At 41.0% G+C, this 21,859-nt stretch carries 22 protein-coding genes; 4 read left to right on the plus strand and 18 right to left on the minus strand.

Annotation, left to right across the window (positions count from 1 at the left end; genetic code table 11):
• Window positions 1-132 precede the first annotated feature (132 nt).
• Window positions 133-990, plus strand: coding sequence for an AraC family transcriptional regulator (locus G589_RS0104070; RefSeq protein WP_026521209.1), 858 nt, complete (start codon window positions 133-135; stop codon window positions 988-990).
• Here the strand turns inward: G589_RS0104070 and G589_RS0104075 are convergent.
• From G589_RS0104075 to G589_RS0104100, 6 genes are all read right to left on the minus strand, one after another.
• Window positions 965-2,422, minus strand: coding sequence for a GGDEF domain-containing protein (locus G589_RS0104075; RefSeq protein ID WP_026521210.1), 1,458 nt, complete (start codon window positions 2,420-2,422; stop codon window positions 965-967). The two genes, G589_RS0104070 and G589_RS0104075, sit on opposite strands and share 26 nt — an antisense overlap.
• Before the next feature lie 27 nt (window positions 2,423-2,449).
• Window positions 2,450-4,396: a diguanylate cyclase gene (locus G589_RS0104080; protein ID WP_242826412.1), complete on the minus strand. Its 1,947-nt coding sequence runs from the start codon at window positions 4,394-4,396 to the stop codon at window positions 2,450-2,452.
• 541 nt (window positions 4,397-4,937) lie between these two features.
• The gene (locus G589_RS0104085) at window positions 4,938-6,287 is read right to left on the minus strand and encodes an MATE family efflux transporter (RefSeq protein WP_026521212.1); all 1,350 of its coding nucleotides are present in this window, start codon (window positions 6,285-6,287) and stop codon (window positions 4,938-4,940) included.
• Window positions 6,288-6,899: 612 nt separating this feature from the next.
• The gene (locus tag G589_RS20930; RefSeq protein WP_026521213.1) at window positions 6,900-7,805 is read right to left on the minus strand and encodes an Abi family protein; all 906 of its coding nucleotides are present in this window, start codon (window positions 7,803-7,805) and stop codon (window positions 6,900-6,902) included.
• 639 nt (window positions 7,806-8,444) lie between these two features.
• Window positions 8,445-8,612: a hypothetical protein gene (locus G589_RS21840; RefSeq protein WP_015550812.1), complete on the minus strand. Its 168-nt coding sequence runs from the start codon at window positions 8,610-8,612 to the stop codon at window positions 8,445-8,447.
• Window positions 8,613-8,677: 65 nt separating this feature from the next.
• A complete protein-coding gene (locus tag G589_RS0104100) occupies window positions 8,678-9,562 on the minus strand; it encodes a LysR family transcriptional regulator (protein WP_026521214.1) in 885 nt (294 codons plus the stop codon).
• 127 nt (window positions 9,563-9,689) lie between these two features.
• Here G589_RS0104100 and G589_RS0104105 point away from each other — a divergent pair, with 127 nt between their 5' ends.
• Window positions 9,690-10,727 carry a YeiH family protein gene (locus G589_RS0104105; RefSeq protein WP_026521215.1) on the plus strand — a complete coding sequence of 346 codons (1,038 nt, stop codon included), beginning with the start codon at window positions 9,690-9,692 and terminating at the stop codon, window positions 10,725-10,727.
• Window positions 10,728-10,754: 27 nt separating this feature from the next.
• On the opposite strand, the gene G589_RS0104110 is transcribed toward G589_RS0104105, so the two are convergent.
• From G589_RS0104110 to G589_RS0104135, 6 genes are all read right to left on the minus strand, one after another.
• On the minus strand, window positions 10,755-11,057 hold the full coding sequence (locus tag G589_RS0104110) for an ArsR/SmtB family transcription factor (RefSeq protein ID WP_026515576.1): 303 nt from the start codon (window positions 11,055-11,057) through the stop codon (window positions 10,755-10,757).
• Window positions 11,058-11,271: 214 nt separating this feature from the next.
• Complete coding sequence (locus G589_RS0104115) at window positions 11,272-12,213, minus strand: Fic family protein (RefSeq protein ID WP_024865252.1); 942 nt, start codon at window positions 12,211-12,213, stop codon at window positions 11,272-11,274.
• A 303-nt stretch (window positions 12,214-12,516) separates the two neighbouring features.
• Window positions 12,517-13,596 (minus strand): plasmid recombination protein, encoded by a 1,080-nt coding sequence (locus tag G589_RS0104120; RefSeq protein ID WP_026521216.1) that lies wholly within the window; start codon window positions 13,594-13,596, stop codon window positions 12,517-12,519.
• Between the two features lie 207 nt (window positions 13,597-13,803).
• Window positions 13,804-14,037: a hypothetical protein gene (locus tag G589_RS0104125; protein WP_026521217.1), complete on the minus strand. Its 234-nt coding sequence runs from the start codon at window positions 14,035-14,037 to the stop codon at window positions 13,804-13,806.
• Window positions 14,038-14,144: 107 nt separating this feature from the next.
• Entirely contained in the window at window positions 14,145-15,119 is a 975-nt protein-coding gene (locus G589_RS0104130; RefSeq protein WP_026521218.1) for an AAA family ATPase, read from the minus strand.
• A 129-nt stretch (window positions 15,120-15,248) separates the two neighbouring features.
• Complete coding sequence (locus tag G589_RS0104135; RefSeq protein WP_013280038.1) at window positions 15,249-15,485, minus strand: hypothetical protein; 237 nt, start codon at window positions 15,483-15,485, stop codon at window positions 15,249-15,251.
• A gap of 159 nt (window positions 15,486-15,644) precedes the next feature.
• Between G589_RS0104135 and G589_RS18875 the strand changes: the two genes are divergently transcribed.
• The gene (locus tag G589_RS18875) at window positions 15,645-16,172 is read left to right on the plus strand and encodes a helix-turn-helix domain-containing protein (RefSeq protein ID WP_049973101.1); all 528 of its coding nucleotides are present in this window, start codon (window positions 15,645-15,647) and stop codon (window positions 16,170-16,172) included.
• 54 nt (window positions 16,173-16,226) lie between these two features.
• Window positions 16,227-17,279 carry a tyrosine-type recombinase/integrase gene (locus tag G589_RS0104145; RefSeq protein ID WP_026521219.1) on the plus strand — a complete coding sequence of 351 codons (1,053 nt, stop codon included), beginning with the start codon at window positions 16,227-16,229 and terminating at the stop codon, window positions 17,277-17,279.
• A gap of 156 nt (window positions 17,280-17,435) precedes the next feature.
• Here G589_RS0104145 and rpsI read toward each other — a convergent pair whose 3' ends face one another.
• The 6 genes from rpsI to G589_RS0104175 form a co-directional block, all read right to left on the minus strand.
• Complete coding sequence (rpsI, locus tag G589_RS0104150) at window positions 17,436-17,834, minus strand: 30S ribosomal protein S9 (protein ID WP_022770583.1); 399 nt, start codon at window positions 17,832-17,834, stop codon at window positions 17,436-17,438.
• Window positions 17,835-17,860: 26 nt separating this feature from the next.
• Window positions 17,861-18,289, minus strand: coding sequence for a 50S ribosomal protein L13 (gene rplM / locus G589_RS0104155; RefSeq protein ID WP_022764386.1), 429 nt, complete (start codon window positions 18,287-18,289; stop codon window positions 17,861-17,863).
• A 193-nt stretch (window positions 18,290-18,482) separates the two neighbouring features.
• Entirely contained in the window at window positions 18,483-19,271 is a 789-nt protein-coding gene (gene truA, locus G589_RS0104160; protein ID WP_026521220.1) for a tRNA pseudouridine(38-40) synthase TruA, read from the minus strand.
• 21 nt (window positions 19,272-19,292) lie between these two features.
• The gene (locus G589_RS0104165) at window positions 19,293-20,096 is read right to left on the minus strand and encodes an energy-coupling factor transporter transmembrane component T family protein (RefSeq protein WP_026521221.1); all 804 of its coding nucleotides are present in this window, start codon (window positions 20,094-20,096) and stop codon (window positions 19,293-19,295) included.
• Window positions 20,096-20,944: an energy-coupling factor transporter ATPase gene (locus G589_RS0104170; protein WP_022770579.1), complete on the minus strand. Its 849-nt coding sequence runs from the start codon at window positions 20,942-20,944 to the stop codon at window positions 20,096-20,098. The genes G589_RS0104165 and G589_RS0104170 overlap by 1 nt, the downstream gene beginning before the upstream one ends.
• Entirely contained in the window at window positions 20,935-21,780 is an 846-nt protein-coding gene (locus tag G589_RS0104175) for an energy-coupling factor transporter ATPase (protein WP_022770578.1), read from the minus strand. Before G589_RS0104175 ends, G589_RS0104170 begins: the two co-directional genes overlap by 10 nt.
• Between the last annotated feature and the right edge of the window lie 79 nt (window positions 21,781-21,859).

Here is a 21,859-nt window from a genome sequence, read left to right on the forward strand (position 1 = left end):
TCGTTCTCCCTCAGGTAAAATCGCTGTAATAGCTTATATCTATCTTGAGCATAAGATAATAGTGGGACTTTCTCAATTGATAAACTTGCTTTATAATATAAATAAATTGCTATACACTCCCGGAGGCTCATCATGTTCACAACTGAAGAAAAAATAGCTAAGGACTCTCAGTATTTTATATATACACCCACAGCTGCTGCGAAGGCTCTTTTCCTGTATCCGACTGTCATCGGAGGATTTGAATACCAGCCGGGTTATTCTCTTGAAAGAAATCGCTATGACAGCTATCTAGTCATCCTGATAGAAAACGGTACTATGGAAATATTGCTGGATGGAAAATATGTCACAGCAGCCAAGGGTGATGCCATTATACTGGACTGCTACAGGCCTCATGCCTACAGAACAAGCACAGGCTGCAAGACTATATGGCTTCACTTTGACGGAAAGCTTGCAGGAAGCTACTACGAATATCTGGTCAGAGAAAGGGGCAATATCATAGCTCTTTCAAACTTCAAATCATCCCGCCAGGTTTTGTCAAAGCTCCTCGATGGTATAAGTCAGCACCTGTCTCTGAGCGAAGCACAGATGAGCATTATGATAGGGAATCTGCTGCTGGAATTATCTCTCACTCCTTCTTCAAAAGACGCTGCAAACGAAGATGGGATAAAGAAAGTTACCACCTTTCTCACAGAGAATTTCAGCAAGAAGATAACTCTTGAGGAAATGGCAGATATGGCAGGGTTATCGCCCTACCACTTCAACAGGAAATACAAAAAAGAAACCGGCGTGACACCACACCAGTTTCTTTTATCGACGCGCATTTCTGCGGCTAAATATAATCTGTCCAATTCTAACATGACCATCTCAGAGATTGCTCTCTCCTGCGGTTTTATAGATGAGAGTGCCTTCTGCTACTGCTTTAAGAAAAGAGAAGGAATAACACCGAACGAATATAGGAAGAATGCTATAGGTTCTGCTTCGCTTTCATAGCTGTCTTTCTCTCGTACATGGCTTTGTCGGCCTTTTTGAAAACATCTTCGGCAGTCACATCGTCATCATCGTCAAACATGGCATAGCCGATCGCAGCAGATACCTTTTCCCAGGGCATTAGAATACTGTCCGCCGCAATCTTCGTAAGCCTGTCATTAAAGTCCTCTATGCGCTTATCTACATTCCTGAAGTCCTTTTTCTTTAAGATGACCACGAACTCATCACCGCCAATCCTGAATACCCTTGAGCGCTTGAACACATCACAGATAATGGCGCTTAGTCCTTTGATAGCAATGTTTCCGTTTTCATGACCATAGGTGTCATTAATCTTCTTAAGATCATTAAGATCTATCATTGCTATTCCAAACTCGGTAAAGCCCTCACGAATATCTTTGTTGAGCTTCTTTATTTCATCTTCGTAGGCCAGTCTGTTCCAAATACCGGTGAGGGTATCCTTGACTGCCAGCGCCTCCATGGTACTCGCTTTTTCCTCGGTCGCCTTTAGCGCCACCTTGGTATCCATTAAAGCGGTGATATTGGCATTCATGTCTGCCTCCATCTGCTTCATGGACAGAAGAAGGTCCGAAATCTCATCGTTGTTCCTGACAGACAGCTTCTCAAACTCATGGTGGATGATCTCACCGCTTTCTGAGCAGTAGTTTTTGGCCGTATCCTTAAGAAGCGCCACGGGTCCGAAAATATTCCTGTTTAAATATATCAGGGAGAATATCAGAACGAGCAAAGTAAAGAGGGCCATGGCAATACCTGTCATAAAAACGTAATCCCTCTCGTTTGCCTTGATCTCATTCATAGAGATATCAACACAAAGAAAAGCAACTACTTCATTATCGAGCATAACAGGAGAAGCTGCTGTAACAAGCCAGCCATACCTTTCCTCATTGGTTATGGTTGTGGGAATGGCACGTCCTGTTGAATCCGGCCAGAAGCCTTCCACAAATGAATCAACAACACCGGGAGGACATACATTTTCGTAAGCCGCATCAATTATGTATATGGCATGATCACCGGCTTTATTAAACTGCATGATATATATGCACTCGACATCAAATATTTCCTGATATACTCTGAGCCGCTTTCTTAGTTTTCCAAATACCGGAAGGCTTTCTACGCCTTCAAAGTTTGACATGTACTTATTCCAGGCATCTGACCCCCACTCAGTACTGGGTACAACTTCTCCGGCATCTTCATAAATGCCCATTACAATATCTGTAAGCTCTTTGACATCGCCTACGTCAAGGGCGCTCACAACTGCTCTCGATATCCTCTCGGCATCATCGGTGTACTCTTCATCAACAATATCTCTTGCAATCCTGTTCATCAAAAGAACTGCCAAAAACCCAAGTAAAAGGCACACAGAAACAACGCCTATGGAAATTCTTACTTTAAGAGAGATAAATGGCTTTTTATCCATGCATGTTTACTCCAGTACAAAGCTTTATCAGCCGGTGGCTTTTAGCTTCTGCTTATTCTCATACATTGCTTTGTCTGCGCGATCTAAGATATCGGAAACAAGGCTGTCATTTTCCGGTTCATACTCAGCAATACCCGAAGCAATAACCGCCCCGGTGCCACTTTCTTTGTTCTCAAGAACCTGGCTCCTTAGCTTATCCATAAGCTCCTGCTTCCTGTCATAATCATCGCCTCTAAGGAACACTACAAATTCATCTCCGCCAACCCTGAATACTGGACTGTGCTTAAATATATTGCACAAGAGCTTAGCAGATTCCTTGATATATTCATCACCTGCAACATGCCCCTGAGTATCATTTATCTCTTTTAAGTTGTTTGCATCACATACAATGAGCGCAAAGGGCAGATAGTCCATGCCATTATCAATATTGCTCTGCACTGATTCCTCAAGCTCTTTATACGCTGTCTTGTTCTTGATGCCGGTAAGTTCATCGCGCCTTGCGAGCTCTTTTTCAGTTTTCAGAGCTTTCATATGCTGCTTTTCTTTTTTGATCTCATCGTCAATATTCTCGACACCTATGATAAAGTGCGTTCCATCGCTGCTCTTACGCACAGTCATCCTGGTATACCGAGATCTCCCGTTCACCATGAGACGGTAATCGATACTGCGGACCTTACGGCTCTCCATAGCAGAGATCATATTGTCCTTATCCATGAATTCAATCAACATGTCACGATCCTGTTTATGAATGATCTGAGGAATATTGGACATAGATTCAGCATAGAAATCCTCTCCCGAATTGCTGATCTCCAATTGGCCATAGATATTGTTTGATTCGTAGCCCACATAGGACGAGGTTGCAATATCAACATAATAGATCTCATCATAGTTGGATGCCAGGCTCTCTGCAATCTGAGTAAATGTAATGGTCTTTTTCTGACTCTCCTTGCGCTTTTTCTCAGCCCTGAGTTCATCCTCAATGTCTTTTTCGTAAAAGATAATGTGCTCCTTATCATTACCTGCGCGCATATAAGTAACGAGGAAGAATCTCGGCTCTTCCCCCACCATAAACCTGTATTTGCAGGAAAATGAACGTCTACCCTCAAGATTTGCAATCATAGTTTCTTTGGTAAAAGAGCTTTCAGCAGCCCCTTTATCCTCGTCAAAAGCATTTTGCTCAATGTTTGCCTTGAATGCAGTAAAGAAGTCTTTTCCGGACGAAGGCATGTTCATAAACTCTTTCTGTCTTCCGGCGTATTCAAGATATTCTCCATTATTTACGTTGATATAATAGATGGCGATATAATCTTCAGCCATTACTGTTGCGATTTTATCCTGGATCTCTTTTTCCTGTTTCTCGCCCGCTTCCACATAAGAATGCACTACACAAGTTCCAATCAAAAGCCCAATGACATATAGAGGATAGAATGAAGTCAGAATCTGCATGAACATAAAAACGCCAAATGCGACACTGGTATAAGCCACTGCCCTGTACCTGACGCTTTGTCGTCCTGAAGATTTCCATGAAACAACAAACATCCTGATAGCAATCCCCAAATAAAAAACAAGTATAAAAATATATATAGTATGCCTTCCGGATTCCGGAATATACTCATGATCATCACTATAGGAAAAGATAAAATGATAAAACCGGTTGAACATCAGACAGATCAGCCCGGCTATGAACGCAAACCACGCTGCGCCGGTCATAACCTCGGCCCTGATATCGTCACTTTCAAGATATGCAACGATGTAGCGCGCCCAGGTCAGCATGGTAAGAAGCATAAAAATGAAATAAAAGACCGTGTTTATATAGATAATTGTAAACAGCTTGGGATTATTGTGATTCTCATAGAGAATACCCCAGGCTATCTCTACCAGATAATATAAGTTTATTGCATGCAAAAAATGACTGTAGCGCACTTTCACCTGCTGTTCTGCATCCTGTGCATCAGTCTTTGCAAATATATTCATTATGGATTTTCGATTCAAGATCACATTTATTGTCAGCGCAAGCAATGCGACTGCTGAATAATACATCCCTTTTTATAATCCTCCTGAATATATTAATAATAACCGTAAAAACGTTAAATAAAAAGGGATTTTATAAATATTTAATGGTCCCTGGGGACGGGGGTTCGGGACCATTTTTCACGCGTAAAAAAAGACCCGGTACAATGTACCGAGTCTTCTGTAATCTGCAATAGCAGATGATTATCTCTTTGAGAACTATTAATGAAGTGAAAGTTCCGTATTTTAGGCATTTCTCCTTCAAGTTGCTGTTTACCTGCTGCGTACGGTAGAAAGCTCAGGGCTACTGTATGCTGCTGGTGGCAACTTTGTTATTCTTTATTGTCAAACCATTTAGGAACTTTGTGGGACAATCTCACAAGACTACCATCTTTGTAAATTGCAAATCTTCTAAAATCTTCTGTGTTATCATATACCGCAACAAGATTACAAAAGGAGTCCTTGGATAAAAAATACAGGTACAGGGAGTCTTTTTATTACTACTTTATGCTATTGCTTTAGTTCTTTTGCCAGTTAAACAATAGTATGTCACCATGAGCATCAGAAAAGCGCCTATCCACGCAGATACTTCAGAAATGGCAATTCCCTTAAATCCGTTCCTTCCTACCAAAAAGCCAAAGATCAGTCTCATAATGACTTCGAGCCCGCCTGAGAGCATTGGTATAAAGGTATTGCCCAACCCCTGAACAGAGTATCTGTATACAAAAAGCCAGCCCAGGGCAAAAAAGCTTATTCCCATGATTGGCATAAAATCAATACAATAACCGATTATAGTGTTATCAGTCAGCAGCATCCTTGCCAGGTTTCCGGGCACAAATATCATAAGGAGCGATATAGGCACATTCACAAGTGTAGAGAGCATCAGGCCCTGTCTTACTCCTGTGCGTATCCTGTCATATTTGCCGGCGCCCTTATTTTGCCCCACAAAGGTCATCATGGAAAGACCTACGGACATTCCGAACTGCTCAAAGAGTGATGCAAATTTCATGCAGGCTGAATAGGCTGCCACATATGCGCTTCCCATAAGATTTACGAAGTACTGCAATACCATGGCCCCTGCGGCTGTGACCGAATTCATAAACGCCACAGGAAGTCCTATTTTCATCAGTTCAACCAGTAAAAGCTTTTCATCTGCTATTTCTGATGTGTCTTTTCCCAGGCTCATAAAATTGATGGTTCTAAGCTTTTTAAGGCATAGCAGGTATGATACAAACTGTGAAACCACTGTTGCCACTGCCGCCCCGGCAACTCCTGTGCCAAAGGCCATTATCAAAATAATATCCAGCATGATGTTCACAAGTGAGGAACAGATCATAGCAGTAAGCGGTGTCCTGGAATCTCCCATTGACTGGAGAATTGTAATCTCAAGGTTATTCATAACCGTCACTATAATTCCCAATAAGATCACAGCAAAATATCTATACGAATCATCAAAGATATCTTCAGGAGTGTTCAAGAACGTCAGCATCTTATTGAGCAAAGAAACGCATACAACAGTAAAGGCTATTCCAAACGTGATACTGAGCTTCTTGGCTGCTCTGATGTATGCATTCAGCATAGCCATATCGTTTTTTCCAAAGTTCTGGGCAAAGGTTATGCCAAATCCTCTGGTCATCCCCACAACAAATCCAAGTATAAGGAAGTTAAGTGTCCCGGTTGCCCCAACAGCAGCCAGCGCCTGATCCGAGATTCCCTTGCCAACTATAATGCTATCCACAAGACTATATAGTTGTTGGAAAAGATTTCCCCATAATAAGGGCAAAAAGAACAGTATGATCTGTTTCATACTGTTTCCTGAGGTCATATTTTGTGTGGTCTGTTCTGTATTTGTCATGGCCGCTCTCTTTGGTCTTTCTCTTGATGTTAATTTTATTAGTTAAGATCATTTAAGTATCCAGGCTATTCCCTTTGCAAGACGCAGATCCGCATCTTTAAAATGATTTCCGGGATTCATTTCAAACGTAGTTTCTATGCCCTTATTCTTGTATTGATCATAAACTTTTCCGGTCTTATCTTCAACTGTGCTAAGAAGCGCGTTGCGAGTGCATGCCTCTCTATCGCCAAGGGAAAAATATATTGTTTTTCACAAATATATATTTACAGCAAACAATTTATTGCTATTTATCGTGTTTACTATGCCCAAATTTACACACCCCTTTTTCCGCGTGTAAAAATGTGTAAATCTTTTCAAATGTTATAGTTCTTTTAAGTTCTTTTTTGTTAGTTTCAAATCTACCTACTGTTTCGAAGAATATAAAAAAGAGCCATCCAATCGGATGACTCTCTTGTATAATGCTTTGTAATCTCGTATAGAGAAACGATTATCTCTTTGAGAACTTTTTCACTGCCTTAAGTGCTGTGTTTGTGGCATTTCCAGGACAAGTTGCTGTTTACCTGCTGCGTACGGTAGAAAGCTCAGGGCTACTGTATGCGGCTGGTGGCAATTCTAAGTAATATTCTTCAAATTCTTTATATACATAAGTTCCCTATAGTTTTGGGGAAATCCTATAAGGTTAAGATCTATATCCTTCTCATATTTCTTAACTATACGATTAAGCTTATCTCTAAGTTGCTTCCTTTCATCATCAGAAGGTAGCCTCTTAATCAGCATGAGTATATACGCAAACAGAGAATCATTCCTTATTGCCGTGTTATTCCTCAAAAAACTCTTATTGAACTTTACCGGAGGATTCATCGTAGAATTATACAAACGCACACCATGAGAACACTTATTTCTTAGAACAGATAATGCATGTAGGTGATTTTCAAGCGTTGATGTACTTATGCCAACCTGCGTTGCTATCACATTCTTATCTGATATATACAATGCATGGTAGAACAGAGAAACACTTGAACAGGTCATCAACTCAAGCATAACCCATACCGGCATCTTATCAGCATATTTATTGAAATGGTGCTTAACTATTGCGCTGTCTTTATAATATGACTTCTCTTTAGTGAAATTCTGCAATGTCTTTGTAATTCCAACTTTATCGTAATAGTTCTTCACATCATAATGCTGATCATATGGTGGTGTCTGGCATTTTAGCTCCGCAAATTTATTTCCTATCAAATCTTTGTAAAAGAATTCTGCTTTTTCAATATATTGTCTAAGCAATGATCTGATTTCTTCATCAAAGCAATAAACCGTGTAAATATCTTCAAAACGAATACCTTTAATCATCTCATGGCTATCAGTTGACAGTCTATATTGCAACATATATCCCGAAAGTCTATAATAGCTGACTTTCTGAAGTACATTTCTTGCAAATGCCTCATCAGATATTACTACTCCATGATCTTTTAGCTTTTTTATCTGTTCATCTATTGTGTATGGTTTCTTTAAATCCATATATTCTCCATAAAGTAAAAAAGCCAAGCTCAACGCTCGGCTTGGTCCCAAGTGTTATTCGCACCTGGCAACTCTGTTAGCTTTATAATACCATATTTTAGCTTTTTTTCAAGCTATATCTTGAAAACTCGCTGTTTGCCTGCTACGCACGTAGAAAACACTCTCTGAGACTTCTTGTTTTCCGGATCTGTCTGCTTTTCAATAATGCATCGCATTTCCCCCTTATATAAGCTCCTAGTTCTAAAGGATCACGATACTTACTATTTCAGTGATTATCTGAACAGAATAAAAAAACACCCCAGGACAATTGTCCTGAGATGTAATAAGTCGTATTTGATTGTCCAAAGACGTAATACGTTGTGAAACGATTATCTCTTTGAGAACTTTTTCAATGTCCTAAGTGCTGTGTTTGTGGCATTTCTAGGACGAGTTGCTGTTTACCTGCTGCGTACGGTAGAAAGCTCAGGGCTACTGTATGCGGCTGGTGGCAACTTTAATAACCACGATCAAAAATAATACTCTGATTTTACTTTCTGCTCATTAAATCTTTATCTGTTGTAAGATTATCTTCCGATATATCTTTCTTAGCGGAGCACACGGGACTTAAACCAAAGGTTCACAATGTACCCACAGCTCTAATTAATCCGTTATTTCTCCTCCAGCCTCTCTAAGATCAAACAATGAAACGATCTTAAACTCTTTCTTTTCAGTATCCACATCCCTAAACCAGATGCTTCCACTATTGATACATGCGCCCTGCCAGTTCGCCCATAGATCTGATATGTCCCATGATGCAAGTGCGGTCATCTCTTCCTCATTAAATGCTTTTTTAAGAATAGGTATGCTTATCGTTATTCATTTTACTAAAATGTTTATGCCACCGGTAGGATTTCCTCACATATTGCACGGATCTCTTCACTGAAAACAGTATCTTTGGGCCAGATGAAGGTAAAATCATGTTTTACCCTAAAGTCGTCAAGGGGAATTGTTTTCAGATATCCGGACTGCAGTCCTGATGCAACCGCTGCTTTATATAAAAAGGTGATGCCACAATCTTTTTCAATAAGGCTTATTATGGTATGCATGTTCTCCACCTGGGTAAAATTCCTAAAATCACTTGTGGAGTAATTGTTCAGGGCAAGAGCTCTTTCCAATATATTGCGCGTTCCTGAACCGGGTTCTCTTATAAGAATTCGCTCGGGAAAGAGATCTTTTATCACGCGTGGCTTCTGATTGAAAGAGTGCTTTGCCGAACAGACAGGAACGAACTCTTCTTTGCTAAAAAGCAGCGTTTCATAATCATTTTCAGGGAAATATCCTTCTACAAGTGCAAAATCTATAACACCGTCGGAGAGTTTTTTAAGAAGCTCCGATGTGTTGCCAAATGTAATCTTAAGATTAGTATCCGGGTGATTTTTTATGTAATCACTGATCGGATCAGCAATTATGTATTCTCCTATGGTCATGGTGACACCAAAAGAGATGTCTTTTAAGCCATGGTTATTCTTTGAAAGTATTTCTTTGAGACTTTCATCATCATTTTTTATCTGATTCATTTTTTTATACAGGAGTTTTCCGTTATCAGTTAGAAAAAGTTTTTTTCCATCCTGAGTAAACAGCTTTGTCCCGTATTCATTTTCAAGATGATGTATGTGCTGAGAAACAGCGGGCTGAGTAATATTCAGCTCCTTAGCCGCCTTGGTGAAATTGAGGTGCCTGCAAACACATAGAAAGGTATCTATCCTGAAATCCAGCATGATCAGTTCTCCATAACGATAAGAAATATTTATGGTTACATAATAATATATAATTTTATCTTTTTCAAGAGATAGAATAGAATAAGACCTGCAAAATAACAGATTAGAAAGTGAGAGAGGTCTTGAGATGGATTTTTTGAAAAAGAATTATATGGGAATATTTGTATGCTTTGTTATTGCGGTTCCTTCATGGCTCCTGGGAAAGCGATTCCCTGTCGTTGGCGGAGCGGTGATTGCGATCATTCTGGGTATGATAATAGCCCTGTTCTGGAATGATAAGGGAAAGGCATCGGATGGAATAAAGTTTACATCAAAGATGATCCTGCAGGCGGCTGTTGTCCTCCTTGGATTTGGTATGAATCTTTCGGTCGTTCTTCAGACCGGAAAACAGTCACTTCCTATAATTATCTGCACGATTTCAACATCGCTTATCCTATCATGGATTCTTCATAAGGTAATGAATATCAAAGGAAACACAGCTACTCTTATCGGAGTTGGCTCGTCAATATGCGGCGGCTCAGCGATAGCAGCTACGGCTCCTGTCATTGATGCAGATGATGATGAAGTGGCACAGGCAATTTCCGTGATATTTTTCTTTAACGTGTTGGCTGCACTTCTTTTTCCGTCCCTGGGAAAACTTATAGGTTTTGATATCTCAACTGGAGAAGCATTTGGTATATTTGCGGGAACTGCTGTTAATGATACATCTTCTGTCACCGCAGCTGCATCAACCTGGGATAGTATGTGGAACCTGGGGAGTCAGACTCTTGATAAGGCAGTTACGGTCAAGCTTACAAGAACACTGGCTATCATACCTATTACACTGGTACTTGCGTATCTGAGGGCAAGGGAAGCAAAAAAGGATGGAAGTTCGACAAATGGCTTTAGCTTTAGAAGAGCATTTCCGATGTTCATAGTCTTCTTTGTGATTGCTTCAATTATCACAACTATTTGCTTGAGAGCAGGTGTCCCTTCTTATGTTTTTAAGCCACTTAAGGAACTTAGCAAGTTCTTTATAATAATGGCCATGGCTGCTATTGGCTTGAACAGTAACATAATCAAACTAATTAAATCAGGTGGGAAGCCGATTTTGCTTGGCGGCTGTTGCTGGATCGGAATAACAGTTGTCTGCCTTTTGATGCAGCATGTAATGGGAATATGGTAAAGACCTGAGTCTGAATAAAGTTCCACATTACGGTTCTCCCTTACAGCACTTGCCGGTGGTTTCATTACAGAGAGTTTTTATAAAACCACAGAATTCCTTCATGATGTCCGTGTTTATTGAATAGTAGTGCCACTTACCTTCTTTCCTGTCTTTAACCAAGCCCGAATCCACAAGTATCTTCATGTGATGAGAGAGAGTCGGCTGTGTAATATCAAACTTTTCAAGAAGCTTACATCCGCATTTCTCCTGATCAGAAAGCATCTTAACTATTTCCATTCTGTTGGGATCTCCAAGAGCCTTACATATCAGCACTTCGTCTAATTTGGTCATAATCTTCTCCTTATATAGATGTTTATCTATGTGTTGATAAAGCATATACATAGATATTCGTCAATGTATTATTTCAAAAAGGAGACAGAGCTTTTAAAACTCTGTCTCCTCCGTGGCAATTTATCTTCGGATATAAACGATAACATTTCTTCCACAATTCATATTTTTTCATAGTTATGGAAATTTTGTTAATATAAAATAACAGAATTTATTTTTAGTCCATCCGTTTCCAGCATTTTTCTTTAAGAAAAGTAGCTATCACATTGATGTCTTCACCTTCATAGTATGCAACCAATAATTTCTTGAACTCCGGCACATCTTTCTCTGGTATGACAAGAAGTCCTTGCCCATGGGATATAAGATAATGATTAGCAAATATTACTGAAGCTCTTTTGTTACCGTCAACGAAGACCTGCGTTTTCATGCAATACATGCATAATTCTATAGCTTTATCTATATCCACCTTATCAGATGATCTTATTTCGTTTATGTTCTCTATAACCATTGACTCTATAGGAATAGGCGGTACATAACTGGTTCCGCCTATGGTTACAGGCACACTCCGTATCTTTCCCCCATAAGAGAAAAATCCTTCATTAACAAGCTTTGCTACATGGCAAAGTAAATGATAATCAGTTTCAGCCTGTATAACATCCTGGTCAAGAATAAACTCCCAAGAATGCTTAAGATTCAGGATTTTTTGCACATCATCTGCTGTCATGCCATTGACGATACCTTTTTCCAATATTTCCTCTGTCTGTGGAAAGGTCGTTGCTACTCCCTCCAACACAGCCTGATCATAGATATTTGATTTCATATTGGCTCTGGCGAAATCCAAATTCATAACAACATCTGCAGATAGTTCAGTAGGGCTATATCCAACTTCTGCAAGCTGCTTATCTATTTTTCGAATACTCTTTTTTAATTCTCTGGCTTCTCTAGCGTTCCTAAGAAGCAACTGATACAGATTATCTGAATAAACATCAACATATGTTGATGTAAGTTTTCCATTTACTCTTTTTCTTATATACAAGTATTTGCCACTGGAGTTTTCCTTCACTTCCGGTGAGCCGTCATAAGGTATGAGATTTAGACGGGCCTGAAGGTCAGCTTTATCCTGCAATAGGCTCTTAATTGTTTCCAACTTATTATCCATCGATTTCTCCTTTTAGGGAACCTTTCTAATAGAAATATATCAAAAAGTTCCCTAAAGTTCAAATAAAAAATAGGGAACTTTTTTCGATAATCAGCAAGGAAAGTTCCCTAAAATGTCTCGAAAAGAATTATTACCTCCGACTTAACATCGTCTATAATACTGAAAGTTAATCTATTCAGAAATACTTAAATTTTTTCTTTGTAGCAACTGTTTATAATTATACCTATATCTACCATCCTGTTCAATATTATGTGCATAAAACAAGGGCGTTTTCACGCCCCTGCCTATTGCACTATCAGTTATTCATCTCTCAGGTCTTAGATTATTCCTATTAAGATTTGGACTTTGCTGCTCCTTCCTCTGATCAACTATCGTCTGGCTTTCTCTTAGCTTTTGCAAAATGCTTGTTTTAGCCTTTTCAGCTACCTCAGGCTTCTTGGTCTTATCCCACCATTCCTTGAATGTTCTGAAGGCTTTCGAGACTAGTTTTCCCAGTGTGGTCTTAGGATTTTCGAGTGTTGCGTATCTCATGAATTCCTTTTTCATTTCTGTATTTACCACTGAGTCCACATATTGGTTAACTGTGCTTTCAATGTCCTCCTTCATTTCTTTAGCCGTTCCGTCCAGAGCTTCAATCTGTGTCTCCTTCTCCTGGCACTTATCTTCCAGCTTTTCATATTCTTGCTGCTTTAGCCTTAAGTAGAATTCTTTTGAGAAGTCGCTATTCCTTCCTTTTTCCTTTGGCTTTAAGGTTTCATCTCCAAAGATCTCCGGGTGGTCTATCATCTGATGCTCTACAAAATCGTGCATTAGATCTTGTATTTTTTCTAGTCTCTCCTGATCAAACACTTTTGTTTTTGCCACCTGTTTGCTTAGTCCTCGTTTGTATCCTGTTGCTACCGGAACTCCTACTACGTGCATATGAGGTGAATCCTCATCCAAGTGTGTTACCGCCGATGCGATTTTGAATTCCGGAACTATCTCTTTTACATATTCAAGCTGATCTCTCAAGAGTGGCTTCATTGCATTCCACTGCTCTCTCGTCTTATCTGCCCAGAATTCCTTATCCCCTACTTGGAGAATTACCTCCGTAGCCACATCATTCTTTTTACTTTCGGATACATACTCCAGATAGTCAGGAATCTGTCTGTCACTTCTTTTACCTTTGTTGTATTCCGCAAGTGCCTCAGAGAATTCCCTTTCATAAATCTCTTTTACATCATCGAGAACATTTACTTCACTCCCGACTTCCACTTCGATCATTTCTTCGTTATACTCTTCGCTTTGAAATAATCGAAGATTGTGTTTGCTCACCGAAACCACATCTCGCGTTTTAGTGAGCGAATGCTTCTTACATGAAATGTGAAATGTCACTGTTATCATAAACAAACTCCTTTCGTAATATTTTTTTGCCGCCGGCAGGCCCCTCGGAGAGCCCCCGGATAATGATGTGTAATGTCATTATCCATAGGGAGTTACCCATAACGACACGTTATGGGGAAGCTCGCTCCGCTCGCCTGCCAAGCCATTCATTCCTTGGCTGATTATTACCGGAGCGTGTCACGCTCCCGTTCAATCCATCAAGGGAAATCACCATCTAAAATCCCTGTGCATTCCCACCATATCGAGGTAGTCCTGACGAGCTTTTTTCTTCTCCTCTTCTGTGGGTGCTGTCTTGAACTTTGAATAGATTTCATGCCTCACTAGTTTTTCCATCTTGTCTTCAAGTTCTTTTTTGATCAGATCAGTATCTTCATCAAACTCAAAGACCAGTAATCGTACCAGCCTTATAAATAATTCCTGTGATATCTGTACGTTTTTCATTCGTCCCTTTCTTCTAGTCCGCAACAATGCAGTGTCTTTATCTTTTTACAACCTTGCAATCTTAAGAGTGTAACTTCAGATACCTTACATTGTTGCGGTCTTGATTATCATTCGTTCTCTTTCAATATCCAGTACCAGGTATTGTTGATTCTCCTGGCTTTTATCCCAAGTTCATTTTTGGCTATCTCCAGAGTTCTTTTTGATATATCCTCTTCTTTAGCCAGTTCTACTGCCTCGTTACTTGGGATCATATTATGGTCTTCAGCCAATTCTCTCAGAAGAGCTATCGCCTTTTCCTGCTTATTCGCTTTCGGTGCAATTCCTCCGAGAACTTCGTCTGCGGTTATTTCATAATCTCCAATCCACTCGAATCCCTTTTCTGATAATCTGAAGGCCTTTGAATGTCCAAATGCTGCTAAGTTGTTCTTTATTTGGACTATTGCCCTTAGTTCCGGTTCTCCTTCTATCCTTCCTACCAGCAGGACACTTCTTGCTACTGCGTAGAAGTCAATTGATCCCATCCCTCTATAGGCTGCCTTGTTTCCGGAAGCCTTGTTCATGTGTCCGATTAGGATGATTGCACATTTGTACTTCTCCGCCAGAGCTCCCAGCTTCTTAGTCATATCTCTTGCTTCGTTAGCTCTATTCATATCCATTCCGCCTCCGAGATATGCCTGTAGTGGATCCAGAATCAAGAGTTTTGCTCCAGTCCTTATGATTGCCTGTTCAACTCTCTCATCTACCATTGATAGCGATTTATCACTCTCATCTATCACATGGATTTTGGAGCAGTCAGCCACGGCACCTTCAAGTCTTGGCTTTATTGTATCAGCCAGTCCGTCTTCTGCTGTCTGATATATGATGTTTATTGGTTCCTCACTCTGCAGACCTGTATCTAACGAAATTCCTTTTGATAACTTCGCTGCTGCATTTAGTACAAAAGTTGTTTTTCCATCTCCGGGATCTCCCTGAATGATGGTAAGCTTTCCATATGGTATAAACGGATACCATAGCCAGGAAACTTCTTCAGCTTCTACATCTGACATCTGGATAAGCTTTAATTCTGGTTTGCTTGTTTCCATTTTGATTCCTCCAATCTTACTTTTTTGTTGAACTTGGCCGGAACCCTTGCTATACTTTATTTAATCGAATTTACAAAAGCTCCGGCTTTTCATTCACTCTCTTGTTACCAGCAAGAGAGTTTTTTCATTTTAGACTGCTTCTGGACTAAAGTATCCAATCTCTTCCCATACCTTTCTGTCTGGACAATAGTAGTTGTATTCACTGGAATTCTCTTTCTTCATGGCATATCCAAATTTGAATATCCCCTGCTGGATTCCAATTCTTACGAACTGTGCATCCTTGTGCATTGCCTCGGCAACCTCAGTTATAGGAACATTTCTACCGGTAAATCTTGGTAGTTCTACATATAACTTTTTGTCTTCCATACTTTTCACCTCCCTTCTTTCAAAATACGAATTATCAGTTCGTATTTTGATAATACGTCTTAGTAATTCATTTGTCAACACAAAATATGTATTTGTAATTCGTATTACGTTCTTGCAATTCGTATTACTACATGTTACAATTCACACAAGGAGGTCAGTATGATGAATAATAGATCTGATATTGGAAATAGAATTAAGCAGGCCCGCAAAGCTCAGCACCTCAGTCAGACTGAACTGGCTAACAGGCTAGGCAAAACTATGCGTACCGTACAGAAATATGAAAGCGGTGAAATAGAACCTTCAATAGGTATACTGAATGAGATCGCAAATATTCTTAATATCTCCCCAGCAGAACTAATTGGATATCAGAAGAAGAACATCACTTTAGATACTCTCTCAGATGTCCTCTATGTTCTAAACGAATTAAATAAAAAAGCAGGTCTTCACTTCAATATAGACGTAAATCGCCCACCAAAAACTGAAGAGTGGAGCTGTAGCCTTAAATTCATGGGAAACGATGAGATAGCAGAAAACAACGCAGATCTCTGCCTTTTTCTGGAAAGATACGCAGATGAACGAGAAAGCCTTGAACAAGGCCTATCAAATGAAGATAGATTTAATCACTGGTTTGAAACAGAACTTGCATACTACGCAAATGTAGCATTGCCCGATAAGAAAGGTGATTAAGGGACTATCCCCTTTTTCATAAATTACCTGAGCATCAAAGGAGGTCGATATTATTTGAAATTACCAAACGGATATGGAAGTGTTATGAAAATGTCCGGGAAACGCAGAAAGCCCTATATGGTAAGAGTAACCACCGGATGGACCATTGATCCGGAAAAAGGTACCAAAAAGCAGACGTACAATGTCATAGGATATGCTGAAACCAAGCAGGAAGGCTTGCAAATGCTATCAGATTATCATCAGAATCCATTTGATACAAAAGCAGCCAAAATGACATTCACAGACGTATATAATGCCTGGTCTGAAGCAAAGTATCCTGCCATCTCTAAATCCAACGTACATGGGTATACAGCCTCATATAACGTATGTGGCACCCTTTACAACAAAACTTTTAGAGATATAAGACTGGCAGAGCTTCAGAATGTCATTGATACCTGCGGAAAAAATTATCCTACACTCCGTAAGATCAAAGTCCTTTTCAATCAGCTTTACGATTACGCCCTTAAGAACGATATCTGTAACAAGGACTATTCCGAATTTGTAGATATCCTCAAGTATAAGGACAAAAATCCAAATAAGATTGAGAGAGATATCTTTTCAAAAACTGAGATTGACAGGCTATGGGAACTCAAGGATGATCCGTTCTACCAGACAGTACTGATGCTGATTTACAACGGCTGTAGAATATCTGAACTACTGGATTTGGAAAAGAAAAACGTTCATCTTGAAGAACAGTATTTCGATGTGATACTAAGTAAGACTGAAAATGGTATCAGAAAGGTTCCTATAGCAGATAAGGTTCTACCATTCTACAAAGCCTGGTATGAATCCTCTGACTGTGAATACCTTCTTCACACAGATGACAACAAAAAATTCACCTACAGGAACTATAAAGACAGCTACTGGACGCCACTAATAGAAAACCTTGGTATGGAGCACAATCCTCATGATACTAGGCACACCTGCATATCAATGCTGGCGGAAGCTCATGTGGATCCTACAATGATCAAGAAAATCGTAGGACACTCCGGAGCTATGTCTCTGACAGAGAAAGTGTACACACACCTTGATATCCAGTCTCTGGTAGAAGCAATTAACAAAATCTAAGGCTTGAGAATTTTGCTGTCTACCTGCTGTTTACTCGCTGTTTACGGTACAAAATTTTCTGCGTTTCACCACAACTGAATACAATTATAGATAAAAGAAAAACCCCAGAAACACTGAGTTTCTGAGGTTCGTAAATTCTTTTTGAATCTCGAAAGATTATCTCTTTGAGAACTGAGGAGCTCTACGAGCCTTCTTGAGACCGTATTTCTTTCTCTCCTTCATACGAGGATCTCTTGTAAGGTATCCGGCCTTCTTAAGAACAGGTCTGTACTCATCTGAATCAGCCTGAAGAAGAGCTCTTGAAATGCCGTGTCTGATAGCACCGGCCTGGCCTGTTGTTCCGCCACCCTTAACAGTTACAACAACGTCGAACTTGTCTGTTGTCTCTGTAGCTACGAGAGGCTGACGAACGATAACCTTAAGAGTCTCAAGACCAAAATACTCATCGATAGGTCTCTTGTTGATTGTTATATTTCCATTTCCGGATACAAGGTATACTCTAGCGATTGACTTTTTTCTTCTACCTGTTCCGTAGTAATTAGCTGACTTTGCCATTTTAGATTCTCCTTTCGACTACCCGATTAAAATGTTAATACTTCAGGCTTCTGAGCTGCGTGTGGGTGCTCAGCACCTGCATATACATGGAGCTTGCTGTACATATCTCTTCCAAGAGATCCCTTAGGAAGCATTCCCTTAACAGCGTGCTCAACAACTCTCTCAGGGTGTGTCTCAAGCATCTGACGAAGTGAGAACTCCTTGTGATGTCCAACATAATCTGTGTGGTGCCAATACATCTTCTGATCAAGCTTCTTACCTGATACTTTGATCTTATCAGCGTTGATTACGATTACGAAATCACCTGTGTCGATGTTTGGTGTGTAAATAGGCTTGTTCTTACCTCTAAGTACGTTTGCAACGTTAGAAGCAAGACGTCCAAGTGTCATATCAGTAGCATCAACTACATACCACTTTCTCTCTACTGTAGTTGCACTAGGCATAAATGTTTTCATTGTGTTTCCTCCATTACCAGATTAGAACAATTACTTAAAATTTGTTACTCCTCTGCGCAACCCTTCACCTGATTGTGCAGTATATGAACATATTGAGGCTTACCGGGACATCAATATGCCACTTAGCTTAAATGAGGACATAGTTATACTACGTCACACAGTAAGATATTATATGACTATTTGCCAACATTTGTCAACAATTATTTGAATCTTCCAAAGGCCCCGGAATTCCATCCAGAAACTTATATTCCATCAGGAAAAGACCCTGAGGAGGAGCTGTAGGTCCTGCTGCCGATCTGTCTTTTGCCTCGAGCATATCTACTATATCCGAAGGCTTACCCTTGCCCCTTCCTATCTGCAGAAGTGTCCCGGCGATAATCCTCACCATGTTGTAGAGGAATCCGTTACCCGTCACCGATATGATGACCTCGTCGCCCTCTCGCCTTACCTTGACATCCTTAATGGTGCGCACATGTGTAAGCGCCTGTGACTGAACATTGCAAAAGCTCGTAAAATCGTGCTCTCCCACCAGGTAACTCCCTGCTTCCTGCATCACATCCACATCAAGAGGCATACTGAAATGATAGGTGTAATGTCTTTTCACCGGAATCTCAAACCGGGTGTTGAGAACGCGGTACTCGTAGGTCTTCTCGGTATCACAGTGCCTTGGATGAAAGTCTGCAGCAACATCTCTTGACTCCACCACTCGTATGTCGTCCGGAAGTATGTGATTCAGGGCAAAAGAGAATTTATCTCCCGGAATGGAACTGGAAGTATCAAAAACTGCAATGTTCCCAAAGGCGTGGACTCCTGCATCAGTCCTGCTGGCGCCTATCACCTGCACTTCCTCGCCTGTAAGTCCGTGTATGGCACGGTTAAGCATCTCTTCAATTGTATTGTGTGTGCTGGTCTGAAGTGCCCAGCCGTTGTAGGCTGTTCCGTCATAGGACACCACCAGCATGACGCGTCTTTTTTCGCTCATCAGCTCTTTTTCCAAAGTTATCTAAAAAAGGATCCTGCCAAAAACCAAGCAGCAGACTACATATCCGAAGATCACTGCAAGTGCGATGATATCAATCCTCTTATAAACAAGAGGCTTCATCTTGGTCCTGCCCTCTCCGCCCCTATAGCACCTGGCTTCCATAGCCATTGCAAGGTCGTTGGCTCTTCTGAAGGCCGAAATAAACAGTGGCACCAGTAGCGGAACCAGGCTCTTTGCCCTGTTCATGATGGATCCGCTCTCGAAATCCGCTCCTCTTGCCATCTGCGCCTTCATGATCTTGTCCGTCTCCTCCATGAGGATCGGGATAAATCTGAGGGCAATAGACATCATCATAGAAATCTCGTGGACCGGAACCCTGATCTTCTTAAGAGGCTTAAGAAGGTCCTCAAGGCCGTCCGTCAAGTAGTTGGGCGTTGTTGTCAGCGTCATAAGCGACGATCCGGTGATAAGGAACACAAGCCTTACTCCCATCATGATTGCAAGCCTTATTCCCTCTTTTGTGATCTTTATCTTCCAAAAGCTCACCAGAGGCTCTCCCGGCGTCAAAAACAGGTTGAACACCATAGTTATGAGCAGTAGGAAAAAGATTGCTCTCATGCCCCTAAAAATGAATTTTGGAGGTACATTTGAAAGCTTTATGCACACGCACAGGAAAAGTGCCGCAATGACATATCCTATGAAGTTTTTCACCAGAAACAGGGAAATAATAAAGGAGAAGGTTCCCACGATCTTAACTCTAGGGTCAAGGGAGTGGATCACCGATTCCGTCCTATAATATTGTCCCAGCGTAATATCTCTAAGCATTATTTACCAAGCGCCTTTAAAATCTCTTTTTTTGCTTCTTCCAGGGTTGTTATATCGGTACTTACATCAAAGCCCGCAGCCTTCAGTTCCTGCATGCAGTAGGTCACCTGAGGCGCAGCAAGTCCTATCTCCTCAAGCTCTTTATAATGGGAAAAGACCTCTCTGGGCTCCGCGTCAAATGCAACCCTGCCCTTGTTCATTACGATGATCCTCTCAACGTAATCCGCAACATCCTCCATACTGTGGCTCACAAGGATAATGGTGATGCCCATGGTCTTATGGAGGTCCGATATCAGGTTGAGTATATCTTCACGCCCCTTGGGATCAAGGCCGGCTGTGGGTTCATCAAGAATAAGGATCTGGGGCTTCATGGCCAGAACACCTGCGATAGCAACTCTCCTCTTTTGTCCTCCCGACAGATCAAAGGGTGACTGATAGAAATAATCATCATCAAAGCCCACCTGTTTTAAGGCCTCATAAGCCCTTAGCTCAACTTCCTTCTGGGGGAGTCCTAAGTTCTTGGGGCCAAAGCACACATCCTTAAAGCAGTCTGATTCAAAGAGCTGATGTTCCGGATACTGGAAGACCAGGCCCACCTTGGCTCTTAGCTTTTTCTTGTCGTAGTCCTTGTCATTGATATCTTCATTGTTAAAGAAAACCTGACCGCTTGAAGGCTTAACAAGACCGTTCATATGCTGTATCAGCGTTGACTTACCTGACCCTGTGTGTCCGATAAGTCCGATGAACTGACCGTCCGGGATCTTCAGCGAAACATCTATAAGAGCTGCGCTGGCCATGGCAGTGTCTTCGTCATATATGTAATTGACATGATTTAGCATTATCGACATGCTTTTAAAGCCTCCACAAGCTCTTTTCTCGTAAGGATAGGATTAGGGAGCGGAACTCCGCTCTTTCTTAGTTCATGTGCAAGGAGTGTGACCTGCGGAACGCCCAGTTTAAGCGCCTTTAGCTTGTCCACCTGAGCAAAGATCTCCCTTGGAGTTCCTTCCATGACAACCTTGCCCTTGTCCATGACAAAGACCTTGTCTGCATCCACAACTTCTTCCATATAGTGAGTTATAAGAATAACCGTGATGCCCTCTACCTGATTGAGTCCCCTGGCAGCTCTGATTACTTCCTTTCTGCCGTTGGGATCAAGCATGGCTGTGGGCTCATCCATGATAATACACTTAGGGTGCATTGCAATGACACCGGCAATGGATACTCTCTGCTTCTGACCACCTGACAAATGATTGGGTGATGACTTTCTGAACTTGTCCATACGGACAGCCTTTAAGCTCTCATCCACTCTCTCCCAGATCTCCTCAGTGGGAACACCCATGTTCTCAGGTCCAAAGCCGACATCCTCTTCAACAATCTGACCGATGATCTGGTTGTCCGGATTCTGGAATATCATTCCCGCTTCCTGTCTGACATCCCAAAGGTGCTCATCATCCTCGGTCAGCATTCCATCCACATAGACCTCACCTTCTGTCGGGTAGAGCAGTGCATTGAAATGCTTGGCAAGCGTTGACTTACCTGACCCGTTGTGCCCCAAAATGGCAATAAACTGCCCCGGCTCCACAGAAAGATTGACATCGTCAATGGCTCTTGTAATGCCCTCAACGTTGCCTTCCTCGTCGCGCCTTATATATTCAAATACCAGTTTGTCTGTGCGAATCATCTTCTTCATAACAGTGCTAATTTTACTAGATTTCAAGGGATAATACAACTTTAAGCGCTTTTTGCATGATATAATTTTT

It is taken from the genome of Butyrivibrio sp. VCB2001, from assembly GCF_000423965.1.
GTDB lineage: Bacteria > Bacillota > Clostridia > Lachnospirales > Lachnospiraceae > Butyrivibrio.

What these genes read in the sequence shown, in the direction of transcription:
- G589_RS0104070 (WP_026521209.1), top strand. Translation starts at nt 133, where the DNA reads ATGTTCACAACTGAAGAAAAAATAGCTAAGGACTCTCAGTATTTTATA.
- G589_RS0104075 (WP_026521210.1), bottom strand. Translation starts at nt 2,422, where the DNA reads ATGGATAAAAAGCCATTTATCTCTCTTAAAGTAAGAATTTCCATAGGC.
- G589_RS0104080 (WP_242826412.1), bottom strand. Translation starts at nt 4,396, where the DNA reads ATGAATATATTTGCAAAGACTGATGCACAGGATGCAGAACAGCAGGTG.
- G589_RS0104085 (WP_026521212.1), bottom strand. Translation starts at nt 6,287, where the DNA reads ATGACAAATACAGAACAGACCACACAAAATATGACCTCAGGAAACAGT.
- G589_RS20930 (WP_026521213.1), bottom strand. Translation starts at nt 7,805, where the DNA reads ATGGATTTAAAGAAACCATACACAATAGATGAACAGATAAAAAAGCTA.
- G589_RS21840 (WP_015550812.1), bottom strand. Translation starts at nt 8,612, where the DNA reads ATGACCGCACTTGCATCATGGGACATATCAGATCTATGGGCGAACTGG.
- G589_RS0104100 (WP_026521214.1), bottom strand. Translation starts at nt 9,562, where the DNA reads ATGCTGGATTTCAGGATAGATACCTTTCTATGTGTTTGCAGGCACCTC.
- G589_RS0104105 (WP_026521215.1), top strand. Translation starts at nt 9,690, where the DNA reads ATGGATTTTTTGAAAAAGAATTATATGGGAATATTTGTATGCTTTGTT.
- G589_RS0104110 (WP_026515576.1), bottom strand. Translation starts at nt 11,057, where the DNA reads ATGACCAAATTAGACGAAGTGCTGATATGTAAGGCTCTTGGAGATCCC.
- G589_RS0104115 (WP_024865252.1), bottom strand. Translation starts at nt 12,213, where the DNA reads ATGGATAATAAGTTGGAAACAATTAAGAGCCTATTGCAGGATAAAGCT.
- G589_RS0104120 (WP_026521216.1), bottom strand. Translation starts at nt 13,596, where the DNA reads ATGATAACAGTGACATTTCACATTTCATGTAAGAAGCATTCGCTCACT.
- G589_RS0104125 (WP_026521217.1), bottom strand. Translation starts at nt 14,037, where the DNA reads ATGAAAAACGTACAGATATCACAGGAATTATTTATAAGGCTGGTACGA.
- G589_RS0104130 (WP_026521218.1), bottom strand. Translation starts at nt 15,119, where the DNA reads ATGGAAACAAGCAAACCAGAATTAAAGCTTATCCAGATGTCAGATGTA.
- G589_RS0104135 (WP_013280038.1), bottom strand. Translation starts at nt 15,485, where the DNA reads ATGGAAGACAAAAAGTTATATGTAGAACTACCAAGATTTACCGGTAGA.
- G589_RS18875 (WP_049973101.1), top strand. Translation starts at nt 15,645, where the DNA reads ATGATGAATAATAGATCTGATATTGGAAATAGAATTAAGCAGGCCCGC.
- rpsI (WP_022770583.1), bottom strand. Translation starts at nt 17,834, where the DNA reads ATGGCAAAGTCAGCTAATTACTACGGAACAGGTAGAAGAAAAAAGTCA.
- rplM (WP_022764386.1), bottom strand. Translation starts at nt 18,289, where the DNA reads ATGAAAACATTTATGCCTAGTGCAACTACAGTAGAGAGAAAGTGGTAT.
- truA (WP_026521220.1), bottom strand. Translation starts at nt 19,271, where the DNA reads ATGAGCGAAAAAAGACGCGTCATGCTGGTGGTGTCCTATGACGGAACA.
- G589_RS0104165 (WP_026521221.1), bottom strand. Translation starts at nt 20,096, where the DNA reads ATGCTTAGAGATATTACGCTGGGACAATATTATAGGACGGAATCGGTG.
- G589_RS0104170 (WP_022770579.1), bottom strand. Translation starts at nt 20,944, where the DNA reads ATGTCGATAATGCTAAATCATGTCAATTACATATATGACGAAGACACT.
- G589_RS0104175 (WP_022770578.1), bottom strand. Translation starts at nt 21,780, where the DNA reads ATGATTCGCACAGACAAACTGGTATTTGAATATATAAGGCGCGACGAG.